We start from the raw sequence: 17,375 nt of genomic DNA on the forward strand, positions 1-17,375 counted from the left end.
CGGGGGACGAACCACCGGGAGGCGGACCGGTGTGCACCGGCCCGCCCCCCGATTCGCCTTCCGTACGCGCTACTTCACCGCGCCCGCCATCACCCCGGAGACGAACTGCCGCTGGAACGCGAAGAACACGGCCAGCGGGATCACCATCGAGATGAACGCGCCGGGCGCCAGCACCTCGATGTTGGAGCCGAACTGCCGTACCTGCTGCTGGAGTGCGACCGTCAGCGGCTGGGAGCCGGAGTCGGAGAACACCAGCGCCACCAGCATGTCGTTCCACACCCACAGGAACTGGAAGATGCCCAGCGACGCGATGGCCGGCGCGCCCAGCGGCAGCACGACCGTCGCGAACAGCCGGGCCTCACCGGCGCCGTCGAGCCGCGCCGCCTCCAGCAGCTCCCGGGGGATCTCCGCGAAGAAGTTCCGCAACAGGAAGATCGCGAACGGCAGTCCGAACGCCACGTGGAACAGCACGACCCCGACAATCGAGCCGAAGATGCCCAGTTCTCCGAAGAGTTCGGACAGCGGGATCAGCGCCACCTGCACCGGCACCACCAGCAGCGCGATCACCGCCATGAACCACCAGTCGCGGCCCTTGAAGTCCAGCCACGCGAAGGCGTATCCGGCCATCGCGCCGATGACCACCACGAGCACGGTCGCCGGGACGGTGATCCAGACGGTGTTGACCAGCGAACCGGTGATGTCGTCGTTCTCCAGCAGCGTGCGGTAGCTGTCGGTGGTGAGCTCGGCCGGCGCCGAGAAGACCTTCCACCAGCCGGAGGAGGCGATGTCGGTCGGCTCGCGGAACGAGGAGACCAGCAGCCCGAAGGTGGGCACCAGCCAGAACACCGCCACCACCAGCAGGAACGCCCGCAGCGCGCCCCCCGCCGCCCCGCTCGCCAGCCGCGAGGCCCAGGACCGCTTGCCGCGCACGGAGGTGTCGAGTGCGCTCATCGCTCGCGCTCCTTCCTGAGCCGGCGGATGTTGACGATCATCACCGGGACCACGAGCAGCAGCAGGATGATGCCGATCGCGCTGCCCACCCCGTAGTTGCCGCCGCCGCCGAACGACGACAGGAACAGTTGCAGCGCCAGCACGTTGGCCTCGTCCTGGGTGGGCTGCGGGGCGATGATGTAGACGAGGTCGAAGACCTTCATCACGTTGATCATCAGCGTGATCAGGACGACGACCAGGACCGGCGCCAGCATCGGCACCGTGATCCGGCGGAACACCTGCCACTCGTTGGCGCCGTCGACCCGCGCCGCCTCCAGCAGGTTGCGGTCGACCCCGGCGAGCCCCGCCGCGATCAGCACCATCGCGAAGCCCGCCCACATCCAGACGTACGCCCCGATGATCGCCGGGGTGACCAGCGTCGGCCCGAGCCAGTCGACGCCGTTGTAGGGCGCGGCGAAGTTCGAGCCGGGCAGCCGCAGTCGGGCCCCGTCGGCCTCGGCGGGCAGGGTGAAGGTGCCGTCGGCGCGGGTCGTCGCCGAGGCCACCACCGTGCCGTCCCTCACCGCCTCGACCTTCACGCCCTCCAGCGCCTTCTCGCCCGCGTCGACCCGGCCCTTCTCGCCGCCGCCACCGAGCTTGAAGTCCAGCCAGACGGTGCCGGTGACACCGGAACCCGTGGCCGCCCTCGCGTCCTCGGGCTCGCCCGGCAGCCGGTTGGGCGCGATCCCGACCAGCGGGAGCATCGCCGGGGTGCCCGCGGTCACCGTGCCGGCCGCGGTGAACGAGCCGCCCCCGGACGGCTTCAGATCACTGACCTGCGCGTTGGGCCGGGCGTTCGGATAGACCGAGGAGTCGGCGAAGGTGTCGTGCACGGACGTCACCACCGCGTTCGCCACGCCCTGGTCCGGGTCCGCCTGGTACACCAGCCGGAAGATGATCCCCGCGGCCAGCATCGAGATCGCCATCGGCATGAAGACGATCAGCTTGAACGCCGTTCCCCAGCGCACCCGTTCGGTGAGCACGGCGAAGATCAGGCCCAGCACGGTGACCACCGCGGGCGCCACCGCGACCCAGACCGCCGTGTTGCGGACGGCCGTCAGCGTGGCGTCGTCGGTGAAGACGTCGATGTAGTTGTCCAGGCCGACGAAGCCGTCGCCGCCCGCGTCGTACAGGCTGCGCCAGACCGAGTACCCGATCGGGTAGACCACGAGCGCGCCGAGCAGCACCAGGGCGGGCAGCAGGAACAGCACCGCCACCCACAGCCTGGTGCCCGTCACGCTCTTGCGCGGTGCCGGAGCACCTCCGTTCGCGACCGACGTCATCCGTCAGCCGGTCTTGTACGCCTTGGCCGCGTCCGCCTCCAGCTTTCGCTGGGCGCCCGCCACGTCGTCCGGGTTCTTCAGGAAGTCCTGGAGCTGCTTCCACTCGCCGACGCCCTGCGTGCCGCCGAACGCCGCCGGCGCCTGGTCGGACATGTCGAAGCGGAAGTCGTCGCCGGCCGCGATCAGCGCCTCGGCGATGTCCCGGGTGACGTCGTCCTTGTACGTCCCGGGGTCCATCTCCTTGTTGGGCGACAGGAAGCCGCCCTGCGCCGCCCATATCTCCGCCGCGTCCGTGGAGGCCAGGAACGTGATCAGCGCCTGCGCGCCCTCGCCGTCCTTCAGCGCCACGGCCACGTCGCCGCCGCTGACCACGGGCGAGTCGTCGCCGACCGCCGGGAACGGGAACACCTTGGCGTCCGTGCCGACCTTCGCGTCGGTGTCGGCGTTGATGTTCGCGGTGACGAAGTCGCCCTCGAAGACCATCGCGGCCGGGGTGTCACCGGAGAACGTCTGGGTGACGGACTTCGGGAACTCCGTGCGCAGCGCGCCCGAACGGCCGCCCGCGATCAGCTCGTCCTTGCCCCACAGCTCGGCGAGCGTGGTCAGGGCGTCCTTCACCGTCGGGTCGGTCCACTCGATCTCGTGCCGGGCCAGCTGGTCGTACTTCTCCGGGCCCGCCTGGGAGAGGTAGACGTTCTCGAACCAGTCGGTGAGCGTCCAGCCGTCCGCGCCGCCGACGGAGACGGCCGGGGAGCCGGCGTCGGAGAGCGTCTGGGCGGTGGCCAGGAAGTCCTCCCAGGTCTTCGGCTCCTCGGTGATGCCGGCGGCCTCGAAGGCGGCGGTGTTGTACCAGACGAGGGACTTGTTGGCGGCCTTGGCGTAGACGCCGTACTGCTTGCCCTCGTAGGAGCCCAGTTCCTTCCAGCCGGCCGAGAAGTTCTTGTCCAGCTGGGCCTGCGCGTCCGCCCCCACGGGCTTGATCCAGCCCTTCTCGGCGAACTGGTGCAGCACGCCGACCTGCGGCAGGAACGCCACGTCCGGGGGCTGGCCGCCCTGGATCTTGGTGCCGAGGAACGTGGAGGTGTTGTTGCCGGTGGGTACGAAGTTCACCTCGGCGCCGGTGCGCTTCTCGAACTCCTCCAACACCTTGGTGAAGTTGTCCTGTTCGGGCCCGGTCCAGACGGCCGCGACCTCCAGGGTCTGTCCGTCCAGTTTCGGGAGTTGCACGGAGGAGCCGGTACCGGTCCCGGTGCCGCCGCCGTCCTTGCCGTCGTTGTCGTCGTCCCCGCCACAGCCGGTGAGGGTCAGCGCGAGGGCGCCGACGGCCGCCAGGGCGATCCGGATCGTGCGATTCGTGCGCATCACTGCCCCGTTCTTCGTGCTTCGTCGCCTCGTCGAACGTTGGAGCGCTGTCTGTCCGGATTGGTTTACGCCGGGTCCCCGGGGTCGGCAAGAGCGCCTGCCGTGTCAAGTGGGCGATCGTGACCGCGTCGTGACTGACCCTCCACCGGACCTCCAGCAGCGCTCCAGCGGAGAGCGCCCGGAGGTCCGGTCACGGGGGGTACGGGCCCTGCGCGCGGGGGCCGTTCAGAGCAGGGACGGCACCTCGGCGGCCGAGACCTGCTTCGCGGCCCTCTCCAACGCGCTGGCGAGCAGGGCGAGATCGGTCGGGCCGTTGCCGAGTTCGCGGACCGGGCGGCGGGCCGGGGGATCGCCCATGCGGTGCCACTCCAGCGCGACGACCGTGGGCCGCAGTGTCGCGGTGCGCGGGATACGGCCGGTGACCCGGCCGCCCTGGAAGGCGGTGGTACGGCCGTCGGCCCAGGCCAGCCTGGCCCGCCCGGCGGCCGGTTCGTCCGGTCCGGCGGCCGGGGCGTCGAGCGTGACCCGCAGGGTGGCCCGGCGGGCCGGCTCCGACACCGCCGTACGGCCGTCCGCGCCGGCCGCCGCCACCAGGTGCACGCCGAGCCGCTCGCCCTCCCGGGCCACCGCCTCCAGCGCGCGGACGACGGAACCGGCGGCGGGCCTGCCGGGGGAGCCCAGCGCGGGGGAGACCAGGGCGTCCAGGTCGTCCACGACCACGACCAGCCGGGGCAGCGGCGGTGCCGCCTCCGGCTGCCGGCGGGACGCGGCCGGGCGCAGCCGGAGCGTGGAGCTGGGCGGGGCGTCCAGATCCGCGGCCCCGGCCCCGGCCCCGCCGGCCGGGGGCGCGGCCGTGCGCTGGCCGACCATCCGGCCCGAGACCAGCCGGCTCGCGTGCCACTCGGCGAAGTGGGAACGGCCCAGCAGCTCGCCGCGCCGCTTCAGCTCCGCGCTCAGCGACTGGGCGAACTCCCGCATCCGGACCGGGTCGTTGGCGGCGAGGTGCGTGGTGACGTGCGGGACGTCCGTGCACACCCGCAGTCCGTCGGCTCCGGTGCCGTCCCGGCCGTCGACCAGGACCATGCTCAGCCGGTCCGGCCGCTCGGCGGCGGCGAGGGAGGCGACGAGCGCCCGCAGCAGTTCGGTGCGTCCGCTGCCCGGGGGGCCCTCGATCAGCAGGTGCGGGCCGTCCGCGCCGAGGTCCGCCGAGACCGGGCCGCGCGGTCCGGCGCCGAGCACCGCGCAGGCCCGCCCGCCGAGTGCCTCGGTGTCGTCGGCGGCGTCCGCCCAACGGGCCATCAGCGAGGCGGGGGTGGCCCGGGCGAGCCCCAACTCGTCGAGGAGCCGGGCCGCCTGGGGCAGCGGCGCGGACACCCGGGTGCGCCGCTCCGCTCCGGTGCCGTCCGGCCGCAGCGGGGCCAGCGCCCGCGCGAACCGCTCGGCCCAGGGGAGCGAGACGGCGTCCACGGTGGCGACCGTGCCGGGGCCGACGGGTGCCGGGGCGGAGGCGGGGGCGCCCTCCTGGCGGGCGACCCGCATCAGCCGCAGCGCGGTGGCCACGTCGCCGCTCAGCAGGGCGACCGCGCCGCACTCCTGGAACGACGGAGCCGCGGCGCAGGCCGCGCGGTAGGTGTCGGTGACCGGTGAGGCGGGCGACGCGGGCGGGGTCTCGGCCAGGCACACCACGTGGATCCCGGCGCGCGGTCCGTCCGAGGCGAGCCGGGCGACGGCTTCCCGGACGTCGGCGCCGCCGGGGTCCCCGTCCACCACGACCACGGTGTACGGCCCCGGGAAGGGGTCCGCCGGGTCGGCCTCGGCCCACGAGGGGCGGTGGGCCGGGAGAGGGGGGAGGTGCTCTGTGCGGTCGTCGAGGCGGCGGAGCAGTTCGTCGGTGCGGGCGGTGGCCTGTTCGCGGTCGTGCGCCAGCAGCAGCCGGCAGTCCTGGCCGTGCGCCGGGCGCAGATGCGGGAGCCAGCCCAGCCAGGACCATTCGGCGGTGCGCTCCTCCAGCGGGCGGGAGCGGTCCGCGCTGATCAGCACGATCTCCAGGGCGTCCGGCGAGTGCAGCGCGGCGAGCTGGGCGACGACCGAGCGGGCGAGACCGGCGAGCCGGGCGCGCGGTCCGGCCAGGCCCAGGGCGCCCGCCTCGCGCAGACCGGCGGTCACGGGGACGGCGGGCAGCAGGCCGGAGCCGTCGGGGGCGGCGCGGTCGGCGGTGCCGAGCCGCACGGTGAGCGTCTCGGGGTGGTCGGGGCCGCGCTCCCACAGGCGGGGGCCGGGGCCGAGGGAGTTCAGCAGCAGGGCGGCGGGATCCGGCCAGGTCTCCGGGGACCGGTGGGCGGTGTCGGAGGCGAACCGCGCGAGGGCGTCGGCGCCGGGTCCGTCGTGGCGGTCGTAGCCCCCGGGGCCGTCGTGGCCCTCGGCTCCGGCCGGGTCCTGCTCGGCGCGGCCACCGGTCAGCCGGCGCGCCCACGCGGAGAGGCCGCCGCGTCGCCGTACGCCCTGGGGGACGTCGGTGCCGCGCAGCGGGGTCCCTTTGCGACCGATGCCGTCCGGCCCGTACTCGGCGGGCGCCGCCTGGCCGCGGTGCGCCGTCTCCCCGCGGTGCGCCGGGTCCGCCCGGCGGTCGCCGGACGCCGCCGCGCCCCCGCGCGCGTGCCCGGCACCCCCGTGGAGGTCCGGGGCACCGGCACCGTGGGCGTCCGGGGCACCGGCACCGCGGGAGTCCGCAGGCGCACCCGCACTCCGGGAGCCCGCCGGGAGGCCCGCGCCGTGGGTGTCGCCCCCGCGGGGGCCCGGGACGGAGGCGCCGGGCGGCGCCGTGCGGGTCTCGATGCGCGGCGCCCCGCCCTGCCCGGGCACCACCGGCGGTTCCACAGGCCCGTGCTCCTGCGCCCCCGGGGAGGCCGCGGCGGCCCCCCAGCCGGCCGGGCCGTACGCGTGCCGCGTCTCCCCCGAGGGGCCCGGCGCGGCGGCCTCCGCGCGCGCGTGCGCGGCGCCCGACAGACGGATGTGCCCCTCGCCGTCCGGCACCGTCGCCACCCGGGCCCCGGGGCCGCCCGCCGGGGCGAGCCGCAGCGCCGACTCGCCGATGCGCAGCAGGGCGCCCGGAGCCAGCCGGACCGGGCTGGTGCCCACCCGGGCGCCGTCCAGCGTGGTGCCGTTGGTGGAGCCGAGGTCGGCGACCGAGACCCGGCCGTCCCCGGCGACCGTCACCGCGCAGTGCAGCCGGGAGACGTCGGGGTCGTCGAGCGGGACGTCCGCCTCGGCGGAGCGGCCGATGTTGATCCGGCCGCCGTGCAGCAGATGGACGCCGCCCGCGTCGGGACCCGCCACCACGTGCAGCTGGGTGGGGGCGTCGTCGACCTCGGGATGCGCCTCGGGCTCGGCGGGGGCGCCCAGCGAGAGCACCGCGCCGTCGACCAGGGGAGGCTCGCCGAGCGTGCAGCGCGCCCCGTCGAGCCGCTCCGCGCCCGCGTACACCACGACAGGCCCCTCGCCGGCCGAGACCGTGGAGGCGAGCGCCGACGCCACCGCGGACAGAGCCGTGCCGGCGGGCGCCGTGACCAGGACGTCGCAGCTCGTGGCGTGGTCCCGCCCGGCGGCGGGGGGCGGGCCCAGCGGGTCTACGACGGTCAGCCGGATCTGCATCGCCGTCAGCGGTCCCTTCTGCACGGGCACCCGCGTACGGGGACGACGCCGCGCGGTCCCCCACCGCGGACTACCCCCACCGCCACACGAGCACATCGGCCAGTACGGAAGGCATCCTCGCACCTGCCACCGACAACGCGCCCGCCGCCCGGGGACAAGTGATCTTGATTGGTCGGCTCTGCCCGCAAAAATGCCTGATCCCTGACGCAACTCTGCCGAAACAACGGCACCGGAGTGATCAGTTGAGATCGGTCACGCCCGGGTTCGGCAACCGAAGCGAGCGGTCCGAGCGTCTTTCCGGCGAAGCTTTGCTTCGCGGTACCCGGCACTACAGTGGGTCGGAACATCGGAACACTTTCAGGCAATCAGCAGGGAGCGCGTGACGTGCGGCCAGTCGGCAGCAAGTACCTGCTCGAGGAGCCGCTCGGTCGCGGCGCCACGGGCACCGTCTGGCGAGCCCGCCAGCGTGAGACCGCGGGCGCCGAGGCGGCCGTGGCCGGCCAGCCCGGCGAGACCGTCGCGATCAAGGTCCTCAAGGAGGAGCTGGCCGGCGACCCGGACATCGTGATGCGGTTCCTGCGGGAACGCTCCGTCCTGCTGCGCCTGACCCACCCGAACATCGTCCGGGTCCGCGACCTGGTCGTCGAGGGCGAGCTGCTGGCCCTGGTCATGGACCTGGTCGACGGCCCCGACCTCCACCGCCACCTGCGCGAGAACGGCCCCTTCACCCCGGTCGCCGCCTCCCTGCTCACCGCGCAGATCGCCGACGCGCTCGCGGCGAGCCACGCGGACGGCGTCGTCCACCGCGACCTCAAGCCCGCCAACGTCCTGCTCAAGCAGCAGGGCGGCCAGATGCACCCGATGCTCACCGACTTCGGCATCGCGCGCCTCGCCGACTCCCCGGGCCTGACCCGCACCCACGAGTTCGTCGGCACGCCCGCGTACGTCGCGCCCGAGTCCGCCGAGGGCCGCCCGCAGACCTCCGCCGTCGACATCTACGGCGCCGGCATCCTGCTCTACGAGCTGGTCACCGGACGCCCCCCGTTCTCCGGCGGATCCGCGCTGGAGGTGCTCCACCAGCACCTGAGCGCCGAACCGCGCCGCCCCTCCACCGTCCCCGACCCGCTGTGGACGGTCATAGAGCGCTGTCTGTCGAAGGACCCCGACCGGCGGCCCAGCGCCGAGAACCTCGCGCGCGGCCTGCGGGTCGTCGCCGACGGCATCGGCGTGCACGCGAACTCCGCGCAGATCGCCGCCGCCGAGGGCGTCGCGGCCCTGCTCGCGCCCGACCCGGCCCCCGCCGCCGTACCGGGCTCGGCCGACCCCACCCAGGTGCTGCCCCAGGGCGCCGGCTCCTTCGACCCGAACGCCGCCACCAGCGTCATGCCGCACACCGGGGGACCGGGCGGCGCCGCCGACCCCACCGCGGTGCTGCCGCCGGTCGGGCCCGCGCCCGAGGACCCGCACCCCTGGCAGAACCAGATGCGGGCCGCGCGCGACCGCAACGAGCAGACGCAGGTCCAGTACCTCGACCCCGGCCAGGACCCGCTGCGCCGCCGCCCCCAGCGGCAGGCGGCCCGCCCGCAGCAGCCGCCGCAGCGCCAGCCGCAGCCGCCGCAGCGCCAGCCCCAGCCCCAGCAGGGCTACGGCTATCCGCAGCAGGGGCAGCAGCAGTACGCCCCGCAGCGCCAGCCGCAGCAGCCCCGCCAGCAGCCCCGTCCCCAGCCGCAGCAGCCGCAGCGGTACGCGCCGCCGCCCACGCCCGAGCCCCAGCGCCCGCAGCGCGAGCCCCGGCAGCCCCGCCAGCGCAGCGCCAACCCGATGCGCATCCCCGGTCTCGGCTGCCTGAAGGGCTGCCTGTTCACGATCGTCATCCTGTTCGTGGCCGGCTGGCTGATCTGGGAGCTGAGTCCGCTCCAGTCCTGGATCGGCACCGGCAAGGGCTACTGGGAGCAGCTCTCCGACTGGTTCACCACGGTGACCGGCTGGATCGGCGACCTCGGCTCGACCTCGGGGCAGTAGCCCCGGGCGCGGGCCCGGCACGGCCCCGAGCACGGCGAGTCTGTGGATTTGTCGACTTCCAGCAGGTGATTTCTGTCTCCGTGGTGAAGGTTGGCTCGTCGGACGCGTAGTTTTGGCGGCAACACGCGTCTGTAGGAGCAGTCTTGGCACGGAAGATCGGCAGCCGGTACACCGCCCACCAGATCCTGGGACGGGGCAGCGCCGGCACGGTGTGGCTGGGCGAGGGCCCCGAGGGGCCCGTCGCCATCAAGCTGCTGCGCGAGGATCTCGCGTCCGACCAGGAACTCGTCGGGCGGTTCGTGCAGGAGCGCACGGCACTGCTGGGCCTGGAGCACCCCCATGTGGTGTCGGTCCGCGACCTGGTCGTGGACGGCAACGACCTCGCGCTCGTCATGGACCTGGTCCGGGGCACGGACCTGCGCACCCGCCTCGACCGCGACAGGCGGCTCGCCCCCGAGGCGGCCGTGGCCATCGTGGCGGACGTCGCGGACGGCCTCGCGGCGGCGCACGCCGCGGGCGTCGTGCACCGGGACGTCAAGCCGGAGAACGTCCTGCTGGACATGCAGGGACCGCTCGGTCCGGGTGGCGCGCACCCGGCGCTGCTGACCGACTTCGGCGTCGCCAAGCTCATCGACTCGCCCAAGCGGACCCGGGCCACCAAGATCATCGGCACCCCGGACTACCTCGCCCCGGAGATCGTGGAGGGCCTGCCCCCGCGCGCCTCGGTGGACATCTACGCCCTGGCCACCGTCCTGTACGAGCTGCTGGCCGGCTTCACGCCCTTCGGCGGCGGCCACCCCGGAGCGGTGCTGCGCCGTCATGTGACGGAGTCCGTCGTCCCGCTGCCCGGCATCCCGGACGAGCTGTGGCAGCTGATCGTGCAGTGCCTGGCCAAGGCGCCGGCGTCCCGGCTGCGGGCCTCGGAGCTCGGGGCCCGGCTGCGCGAGCTGCTGCCCCTGCTGGCCGGCATCCCGCCGCTGGACGTGGACGAGCCGGACACCGAGCCGGCCGAGGAGGAGGAGACGGCCCCCCAGGAGCCGGCCGCGTCCGGACCGGTACGGCGGGGCGCGGTGCCGCTGGTGCCGGGGGCGAAGCCCGCCGACTCCAACCGGGACACCCACACCTCGATGCGGGTGCCGGCCCCCGATGAGCTGGCCGGCGGCGCCCGCGGCACCGCCCGCGCGCCGCGGGCCTCGGGAGCACCCCGGCCCGGCTCGGCCCGCCATCGCGCGGCCACCCGCCGGCGCCGGGTGGCGCTGGGGGCCGCGGCCGTGGCGCTCGTGGCGGCGGCGGGCGTCGGCACCTGGCTCGCGACCTCGGGCGAGGACGCGGACGCGAACCCGCAGGACACCAGGAACTCCGCCCCGGCCTCGCCCTGATCCCGCGGGGGCGCCGGAGCGGCGGCCGGGGGCCGCGCCGACCAGGGCGGTGAGCGGCGGCGCGGGCCGCTTGCCGTAGCCGTTACGCTGGAGGCGTGGCAGTCGTCGATGTATCCGAAGAGCTCAAGTCCCTCTCCTCGACCATGGAGTCGATCGAGGCCGTTCTGGACCTCGACAAGCTGAGGGCAGACATCGCCGTGCTCGAGGAGCAGGCGGCCGCGCCGTCCCTGTGGGACAACCCGGACGAGGCGCAGAAGATCACCAGCAAGCTCTCCCACCTCCAGGCCGAGGTGCGGAAGGCCGAGGCCCTGCGCGGTCGTATCGACGATCTCGCCGTGCTGTTCGAGATGGCCGAGGAGGAGGACGACCCGGACACCCGCGCCGAGGCCGAGTCCGAGCTCACGTCCGTCAAGAAGGCGCTGGACGAGATGGAGGTCCGGACCCTGCTCAGCGGTGAGTACGACTCCCGCGAGGCCCTCGTGAACATCCGGGCCGAGGCCGGTGGCGTCGACGCCGCCGACTTCGCCGAGCAGCTCCAGCGGATGTACCTGCGCTGGGCGGAGCGGCACGGCTACAAGACGGAGCTCATCGAGACCTCGTACGCCGAGGAGGCCGGCATCAAGTCGACCACCTTCTCCGTGCAGGTCCCGTACGCCTACGGCACGCTCTCGGTCGAGCAGGGCACCCACCGGCTGGTCCGGATCTCGCCCTTCGACAACCAGGGCCGCCGCCAGACCTCCTTCGCGGGCGTCGAGGTGCTGCCCGTGGTCGAGCAGACCGACCACGTCGAGATCGACGAGTCCGAGCTGCGGGTGGACGTCTACCGCTCCTCCGGCCCCGGCGGACAGGGCGTCAACACCACGGACTCCGCGGTCCGGCTGACGCACCTGCCCACCGGCATCGTCGTCTCCTGCCAGAACGAGCGCTCGCAGATCCAGAACAAGGCCACCGCCATGAACGTCCTCCAGGCCAAGCTGCTGGAGCGGCAGCGCCAGGAGGAGCGGGCCAAGATGGACGCCCTCAAGGACGGCGGCAGCTCCTGGGGCAACCAGATGCGTTCGTACGTCCTGCACCCGTACCAGATGGTCAAGGACCTGCGCACCGAGTTCGAGGTGGGCAACCCGCAGTCCGTGCTCGACGGTGAGATCGACGGCTTCCTGGAGGCCGGAATCCGCTGGCGCAAGCAGCAGGAGAAGTAAGCGAAGAGTTTTGTCGACAAGGCAACTGCCGTCCATCGGGCGGCAGTTGCCTTGTCTGCTCCCGATGTCCGGCTTCCACATCACGCTCACAATCTTCAACGTCCGGCAAAGAACCCGTTCTTGGACATGGTGCGCGGATCGGCCTTGACGTCGTTCCGATAAATCGGAAGGCTTGCGCGCGGCATGCGTTTCTCTGGGGCGCATGTGAACCGGGGGGCGTGAGTTCACCTGCCGCCCCTCGTCGATCACCGCCCCGAGCGCCGCCTCACTGACGATGAGCTACTGGGGGTAGCAACCACATGACCAAGAAGACGCGGATCCGTGTCGCACGGATAGCGGCCGGTGCCGTTATCGCCGTCGGTGCCACGATCTCCGCCGCCGGTGCCGCTTCCGCAGACGTCTGCGACGAGCTGGGCATCTGCGTCACGCCCGAGCCGACCGAACCGGAGCCCGAGCCGACCGAGCCCACCGAGGAGCCCACCGTCATCCCGACGGAGCCCACGGAGGAGCCGACCGAGCCCACCGAGGAGCCCACCGAGCCGACCGAGGAGCCGACCGAGCCCACCGAGGAGCCCTCGGAGGAGCCCACCGCCGGTCCGACCGACGACCCGGGCAACGGGAACGGCAATGGGAACGGCAACGGCAACGGGAACGGCAACAACACCGACCCCGACGGCGGCGCCGGCGAGTCGACCCAGCAGGAGGGCTCCTCCTCGCTGACCGACACCGGTGACGACACCTCCGCCCAGGGCAGCGGCGAGGAACTGGCCGAGACCGGTTCCGGCCAGGTCATGTTCCTGGTCATCGGTGCCGCGACGATGATCGCCGGCGGCGTGGGCTTCCGCGTGCTGCCGCGTCTGGTCGGCGGCCGTGGCGGTGCGGCCGCCTGACGGTCGCCTGCCGCACACCGTGCGTGACGAAGGGCCCGGAGCGCAGCCGCGCTCCGGGCCCTTCGTCGTGCGTCTCGGGCGGCGCCCTACGCGGTCTGGTGGGCCAGCAGGGCCACCGCCGCGATCAGCACCGCGAGCAGCGCGATCAGCGTCATGGGGGTCAGGTTCGCGAGCGGGTTCGCCTGCTGGAGCCGTTCACGGTTCGCCCGGCAGACCGGGCAGCGGCCCTCGTTCACGGGCGCCGCGCAGTTCGCGCACACCAGCCGGTCGTACGTCATGCGCCTCGCCCTTCTCGTGAGTGGTACCGGGGGGAGAACGTCTCGGGGTCGCGGAACGTTCCCCTCTCTACTGTGCCAGGTTCCGTCCGGGGCCGCCCGGGCGCTGCCCGAGGAGCGGACGGCGCACGCCCCGGAGCGGGAACAAAACCGCATATCTGTGAAGCAACGCGGCCGGTGCCTGCGCCCCCGCGCCCGACTCGCGTATGGTCACGCTCATCTACCCCCGGCGACCCGTGGTGCATCCGTGATCCGATTCGACAACGTATCCAAGGTCTACCCCAAGCAGACCCACCCCGCACTCAGGGATGTCTCCCTCGAAGTGGAGAAGGGTGAGTTCGTGTTCCTCGTGGGGTCCTCCGGCTCGGGAAAGTCCACTTTCCTGCGGCTGATCCTGCGCGAGGAGCGGTGCAGCCACGGCCAGGTGCACGTGCTGGGCAAGGACCTCGCCCGCCTGTCCAACTGGAAGGTGCCGCAGATGCGCCGCCAGCTGGGCACCGTCTTCCAGGACTTCCGGCTGCTGCCGAACAAGACGGTCGCCGAGAACGTCGCCTTCGCGCAGGAGGTCATCGGCAAGTCCCGCGGCGAGATCCGCAAGTCCGTGCCGCAGGTGCTCGACCTCGTCGGGCTCGGCGGCAAGGAGGAGCGGATGCCGGGCGAGCTGTCCGGCGGTGAGCAGCAGCGCGTGGCCATCGCGCGGGCCTTCGTCAACCGGCCCAAGCTGCTGATCGCCGACGAGCCCACCGGCAACCTCGACCCGCAGACCTCCGTCGGCATCATGAAGCTGCTGGACCGGATCAACCGGACCGGCACCACCGTGGTGATGGCGACGCACGACCAGAACATCGTGGACCAGATGCGCAAGCGCGTCATCGAGCTGGAGAAGGGCCGCCTCGTCCGCGACCAGGCCCGCGGCGTCTACGGCTACCAGCACTGAGACCGCAGCGAGTTCCACGGAAAGGCTTGAAGCAGACGCCATGCGCGCCCAGTTCGTACTCTCCGAGATCGGTGTCGGTCTCCGCCGCAATCTGACGATGACGTTCGCCGTCGTCGTCTCCGTCGCCCTGTCGCTCGCCCTGTTCGGCGGGTCGCTCCTGATGAGCGACCAGGTGAACACGATGAAGGGCTACTGGTACGACAAGGTCAACGTCTCGATCTTCCTCTGCAACAAGAGCGACGCCGAGTCCGACCCCAACTGCGCCAAGGGCGCGGTGACCGCGGACCAGAAGAAGGAGATCCTCGCCGACCTGGACAAGATGTCGGTCGTCGACACGGTGACGCACGAGACGCAGGACCAGGCGTACAAGCACTACAAGGAGCAGTTCGGCGACTCCCCGCTGGCCAGCTCCCTCACGCCGGACCAGATGCAGGAGTCGTACCGGATCAAGCTCTCCGACCCGGAGAAGTACCAGGTCATCGCCACCGCCTTCGACGGCCGTGACGGAGTGCAGTCGGTGCAGGACCAGAAGGGCATCCTGGACAACCTCTTCGAGCTGCTCAACGGCATGAACTGGGCGGCCCGGGCGATCATGGCGCTGATGCTCGTCGTCGCGCTGATGCTGATCGTGAACACCGTGCGGGTCTCGGCGTTCAGCCGGCGGCGCGAGACCGGCATCATGCGCCTGGTCGGCGCCTCGGGCTTCTACATCCAGGCGCCGTTCATCATGGAGGCCGCGGTCGCCGGACTGATCGGCGGCGCGGTCGCCTGCGGATTCCTGGTGGTCGCCCGGTACTTCATCATCGACCACGGGCTGGCCCTGTCGGAGAAGCTGAATCTGATCAACTTCATCGGCTGGGACGCGGTGTTGACCAAGCTTCCGCTCATCCTCGCCACGAGTCTGCTGATGCCCGCGCTTGCCGCCTTCTTCGCGCTGCGCAAGTACCTGAAGGTGTGACTCTTGCCAAGAGGGGCCGTCCGGTCAACCGACCGTACGGCCCCTCGCCTTGTCCTAGACTCACCGGCATGTCAGGTCGTGACCTGTTCTGCCAGCCCCGTCGCATCCGCCGCGGGGCCGCCCTGACATTGGTGTTCGCCAGTGTGCTCGTCGCCGGCGCGGCGACCGGGTCCCTGCCCGGCCCCGACCGGAAGTCGTCGCCCGCCACGCCCCGTTCGACCACCGCGGCCCGCCACGAGCAGGTCGCCGAGGCCGCCGCCGAGGCGATGGCCGACGGCAAGTCCCCCATGGAGGCCGCCGAGCGCGCCGTCAGCCGCAGCGGGGACCGCTGGGGCGCGGTGTACTCCGAGGGCGAGTACGAGGAGTTCGAGGAGGCCCTCGACGGCCGGTACACCGGCGTCGGACTGTGGGCCCGCCGGGAGCGGGACGGCCGTATCGAGGTGAGCAGGGTGCGGTCCGGGTCACCCGCGGCCGCCGCCGGGATCCGGGCCGGCGACCGGCTGCGCAGCGTCGACGGCGAGCGGGTCGACGGCCGGCCGGTCACCGAGGTGGTCTCCTTACTGCGCGGCGACGCCACCGACGCGCCCGCCGGCACGGAGGTCAGGCTCGGCCTGGAGCGCGGCACCCACGCCTGGAGCCTCACCGTGCGCCGCGCCCGGCTGTCCACGGACTCCGTCACCGCCCACCGGACCGCCGACGGCGTCACGGTCATCCGGATCGACTCCTTCACCAAGGGCTCCGGCGACGCGGTTCAGGCCGCCGTACGGCGGGCCCCGGCCGACGGCGGGATCATCCTCGACCTGCGCGGCAACTCCGGCGGACTGGTCACCGAGGCCGTCGGCGCCGCCTCCGCCTTCCTCGACGGCGGCCTGGTCGCCACCTACGACGTCGACGGCGACCAGCGCGCCCTGCACGCCGAGCCCGGCGGGGACACGGCCAGGCCCCTGGTGGCGCTCGTCGACGGCGGCACCATGAGCGCGGCCGAACTGGTCACCGGCGCCCTCCAGGACCGCGGCCGGGCGGTCGTGGTGGGCTCCCGCACCTTCGGCAAGGGCTCGGTGCAGATGCCCAGCCGGCTGCCCGACGGCTCCGTCGCCGAACTGACGGTCGGGCACTACCGCACCCCCTCGGGCCGCGGCGTCGACGGCCGCGGCATCACCCCCGACCTCGACGCCGACGCCCGCGCGCTGGAACGCGCCGAGACGGTCCTCAGCGGACTGGCCCCCGAGTAGCCCGCGGGGAAATCCGCTTCCCGCGGACCCCCTCCGTAGTGCGAAAATGGACGGCACTATGAGCAAGGGAATGTACGTACCCAAGGAGTCCCAGCCCAAGCAGGGCGGGACCGCCGCCAAGGCCAGGGACGGCGAACGGGGCGGCAAGCGCAAGATCGTGGCGCAGAACAAGAAGGCCCGCCACGACTACGCGCTCATCGACACCTTCGAGGCCGGTCTCGTCCTGACCGGTACCGAGGTGAAGTCGCTGCGCCAGGGCCGGGCCTCGCTGGCCGACGGTTTCGTCCAGGTCGAGGGGGGTGAGGCGTGGCTGCACAACGCCCACATCCCCGAGTACGCCCAGGGCACCTGGACCAACCACTCCGCCCGCCGCAAGCGCAAGCTGCTGCTGCACCGGGAGGAGATCGACAAGCTGGCGGTCAAGGCGGACGAGACCGGTCACACCATCGTGGCGCTCGCCCTGTACTTCAAGGACGGCCGGGCGAAGGCCGAGATCGCGCTCGCGCGCGGCAAGAAGGAGTACGACAAGCGGCAGACGCTGCGCGAGCAGCAGGACCGGCGTGAGTCGGACCGGGCCATCGCGGCGGCGAAGCGGCGGCAGCGCGCGTAGGCCCTGCCGGTGCAGAGGTCGCCGGGGCCGCCGGGAATACGCTGGCATGTGGCCGTGCTGGTCACGTACGATGCAGATGTGCCCCACAGCGGGCGCGTGGCCCTCTTCGGAGGGTTTGAAAAAACAACATGGGGATGATCGGTTTCGACAGCGGATGTCGAAGCAGGGGAAGCGTGTCGAGGAAGCGGCCATGATCTCGTAAACCACAGGCCGAAACCAATAATCGCCGAAACCAAGCGCGATTCCTTCGCCCTCGCTGCCTAAGTAGCGACTTGCGAAGTGTCAGCCCGGGGCTGTTCCCGACCCGGATCCTGGCATCAGCTAGGGGACTAAACCTTGATCCCGGTCACGGGGTGAAGAGGGAAACCAAACAGTGACTGAGCCCGTTCCGGACTTGTCCGGGTGATTCGGAGGGCTGAGAAAGTCGTACCGGACTGCGCACGGAGAAGCCCTGTTTCCGCACCGTTGGACGCGGGTTCGATTCCCGCCATCTCCACTCATCCCATGTTCCAACTGAATATCGTGGCAAGGCCCCGTCGCTCCCGAGCGCCGGGGCCTTTGTCGTGCGGGGCGGCGGCCCGGTATCT

Annotated in this window: 13 protein-coding genes and 1 other RNA gene; 9 read left to right on the top strand and 5 right to left on the bottom strand. The window is 72.6% G+C overall.

Annotated elements, in window-relative coordinates; genetic code table 11:
• Positions 1–69: 69 nt before the first annotated feature.
• The 4 genes from ABT296_RS26980 to ABT296_RS26995 all read right to left on the bottom strand — a co-directional run bounded on the left by ABT296_RS26980 (position 70) and on the right by ABT296_RS26995 (position 7,286).
• Positions 70–951, bottom strand: coding sequence for a carbohydrate ABC transporter permease (locus ABT296_RS26980; protein WP_351931236.1), 882 nt, complete (start codon positions 949–951; stop codon positions 70–72).
• On the bottom strand, positions 948–2,273 hold the full coding sequence (locus ABT296_RS26985; RefSeq protein ID WP_351931237.1) for a carbohydrate ABC transporter permease: 1,326 nt from the start codon (positions 2,271–2,273) through the stop codon (positions 948–950). Before ABT296_RS26985 ends, ABT296_RS26980 begins: the two co-directional genes overlap by 4 nt.
• Positions 2,274–2,276: 3 nt before the next feature.
• Positions 2,277–3,635 (bottom strand): ABC transporter substrate-binding protein, encoded by a 1,359-nt coding sequence (locus ABT296_RS26990; RefSeq protein ID WP_351931238.1) that lies wholly within the window; start codon positions 3,633–3,635, stop codon positions 2,277–2,279.
• A gap of 225 nt (positions 3,636–3,860) precedes the next feature.
• A complete protein-coding gene (locus ABT296_RS26995) occupies positions 3,861–7,286 on the bottom strand; it encodes an FtsK/SpoIIIE domain-containing protein (protein ID WP_351931290.1) in 3,426 nt (1,141 codons plus the stop codon).
• A gap of 384 nt (positions 7,287–7,670) precedes the next feature.
• Here ABT296_RS26995 and ABT296_RS27000 point away from each other — a divergent pair, with 384 nt between their 5' ends.
• The 4 genes from ABT296_RS27000 (at position 7,671) to ABT296_RS27015 (ending at position 12,776) form a co-directional block, all read left to right on the top strand.
• Positions 7,671–9,308: a serine/threonine-protein kinase gene (locus ABT296_RS27000; protein ID WP_351931239.1), complete on the top strand. Its 1,638-nt coding sequence runs from the start codon at positions 7,671–7,673 to the stop codon at positions 9,306–9,308.
• 143 nt (positions 9,309–9,451) lie between these two features.
• Positions 9,452–10,687 carry a serine/threonine-protein kinase gene (locus ABT296_RS27005; RefSeq protein ID WP_351931240.1) on the top strand — a complete coding sequence of 412 codons (1,236 nt, stop codon included), beginning with the start codon at positions 9,452–9,454 and terminating at the stop codon, positions 10,685–10,687.
• A 95-nt stretch (positions 10,688–10,782) separates the two neighbouring features.
• Positions 10,783–11,886 carry a peptide chain release factor 2 gene (prfB, locus tag ABT296_RS27010; protein WP_351931241.1) on the top strand — a complete coding sequence of 368 codons (1,104 nt, stop codon included), beginning with the start codon at positions 10,783–10,785 and terminating at the stop codon, positions 11,884–11,886.
• Between the two features lie 299 nt (positions 11,887–12,185).
• Positions 12,186–12,776: a hypothetical protein gene (locus tag ABT296_RS27015; protein WP_351931242.1), complete on the top strand. Its 591-nt coding sequence runs from the start codon at positions 12,186–12,188 to the stop codon at positions 12,774–12,776.
• Positions 12,777–12,862: 86 nt separating this feature from the next.
• On the opposite strand, the gene ABT296_RS27020 is transcribed toward ABT296_RS27015, so the two are convergent.
• Positions 12,863–13,054: a hypothetical protein gene (locus tag ABT296_RS27020; RefSeq protein ID WP_351931243.1), complete on the bottom strand. Its 192-nt coding sequence runs from the start codon at positions 13,052–13,054 to the stop codon at positions 12,863–12,865.
• Between the two features lie 244 nt (positions 13,055–13,298).
• Here ABT296_RS27020 and ftsE point away from each other — a divergent pair, with 244 nt between their 5' ends.
• From ftsE to ssrA, 5 genes are all read left to right on the top strand, one after another.
• Positions 13,299–13,988, top strand: coding sequence for a cell division ATP-binding protein FtsE (ftsE, locus tag ABT296_RS27025; RefSeq protein WP_351931244.1), 690 nt, complete (start codon positions 13,299–13,301; stop codon positions 13,986–13,988).
• 40 nt (positions 13,989–14,028) lie between these two features.
• Complete coding sequence (ftsX, locus tag ABT296_RS27030; RefSeq protein WP_351931245.1) at positions 14,029–14,946, top strand: permease-like cell division protein FtsX; 918 nt, start codon at positions 14,029–14,031, stop codon at positions 14,944–14,946.
• 68 nt (positions 14,947–15,014) lie between these two features.
• Positions 15,015–16,178 (top strand): S41 family peptidase, encoded by a 1,164-nt coding sequence (locus tag ABT296_RS27035; RefSeq protein WP_351931246.1) that lies wholly within the window; start codon positions 15,015–15,017, stop codon positions 16,176–16,178.
• A gap of 70 nt (positions 16,179–16,248) precedes the next feature.
• On the top strand, positions 16,249–16,788 hold the full coding sequence (smpB, locus tag ABT296_RS27040) for an SsrA-binding protein SmpB (RefSeq protein ID WP_351931291.1): 540 nt from the start codon (positions 16,249–16,251) through the stop codon (positions 16,786–16,788).
• Between the two features lie 130 nt (positions 16,789–16,918).
• Positions 16,919–17,287: a transfer-messenger RNA gene (ssrA, locus tag ABT296_RS27045) on the top strand.
• The last annotated feature ends 88 nt before the right edge of the window (positions 17,288–17,375 follow it).

Origin of the sequence: Streptomyces sp. NPDC000983, assembly GCF_040299205.1 — a bacterium.
GTDB lineage: Bacteria > Actinomycetota > Actinomycetes > Streptomycetales > Streptomycetaceae > Streptomyces.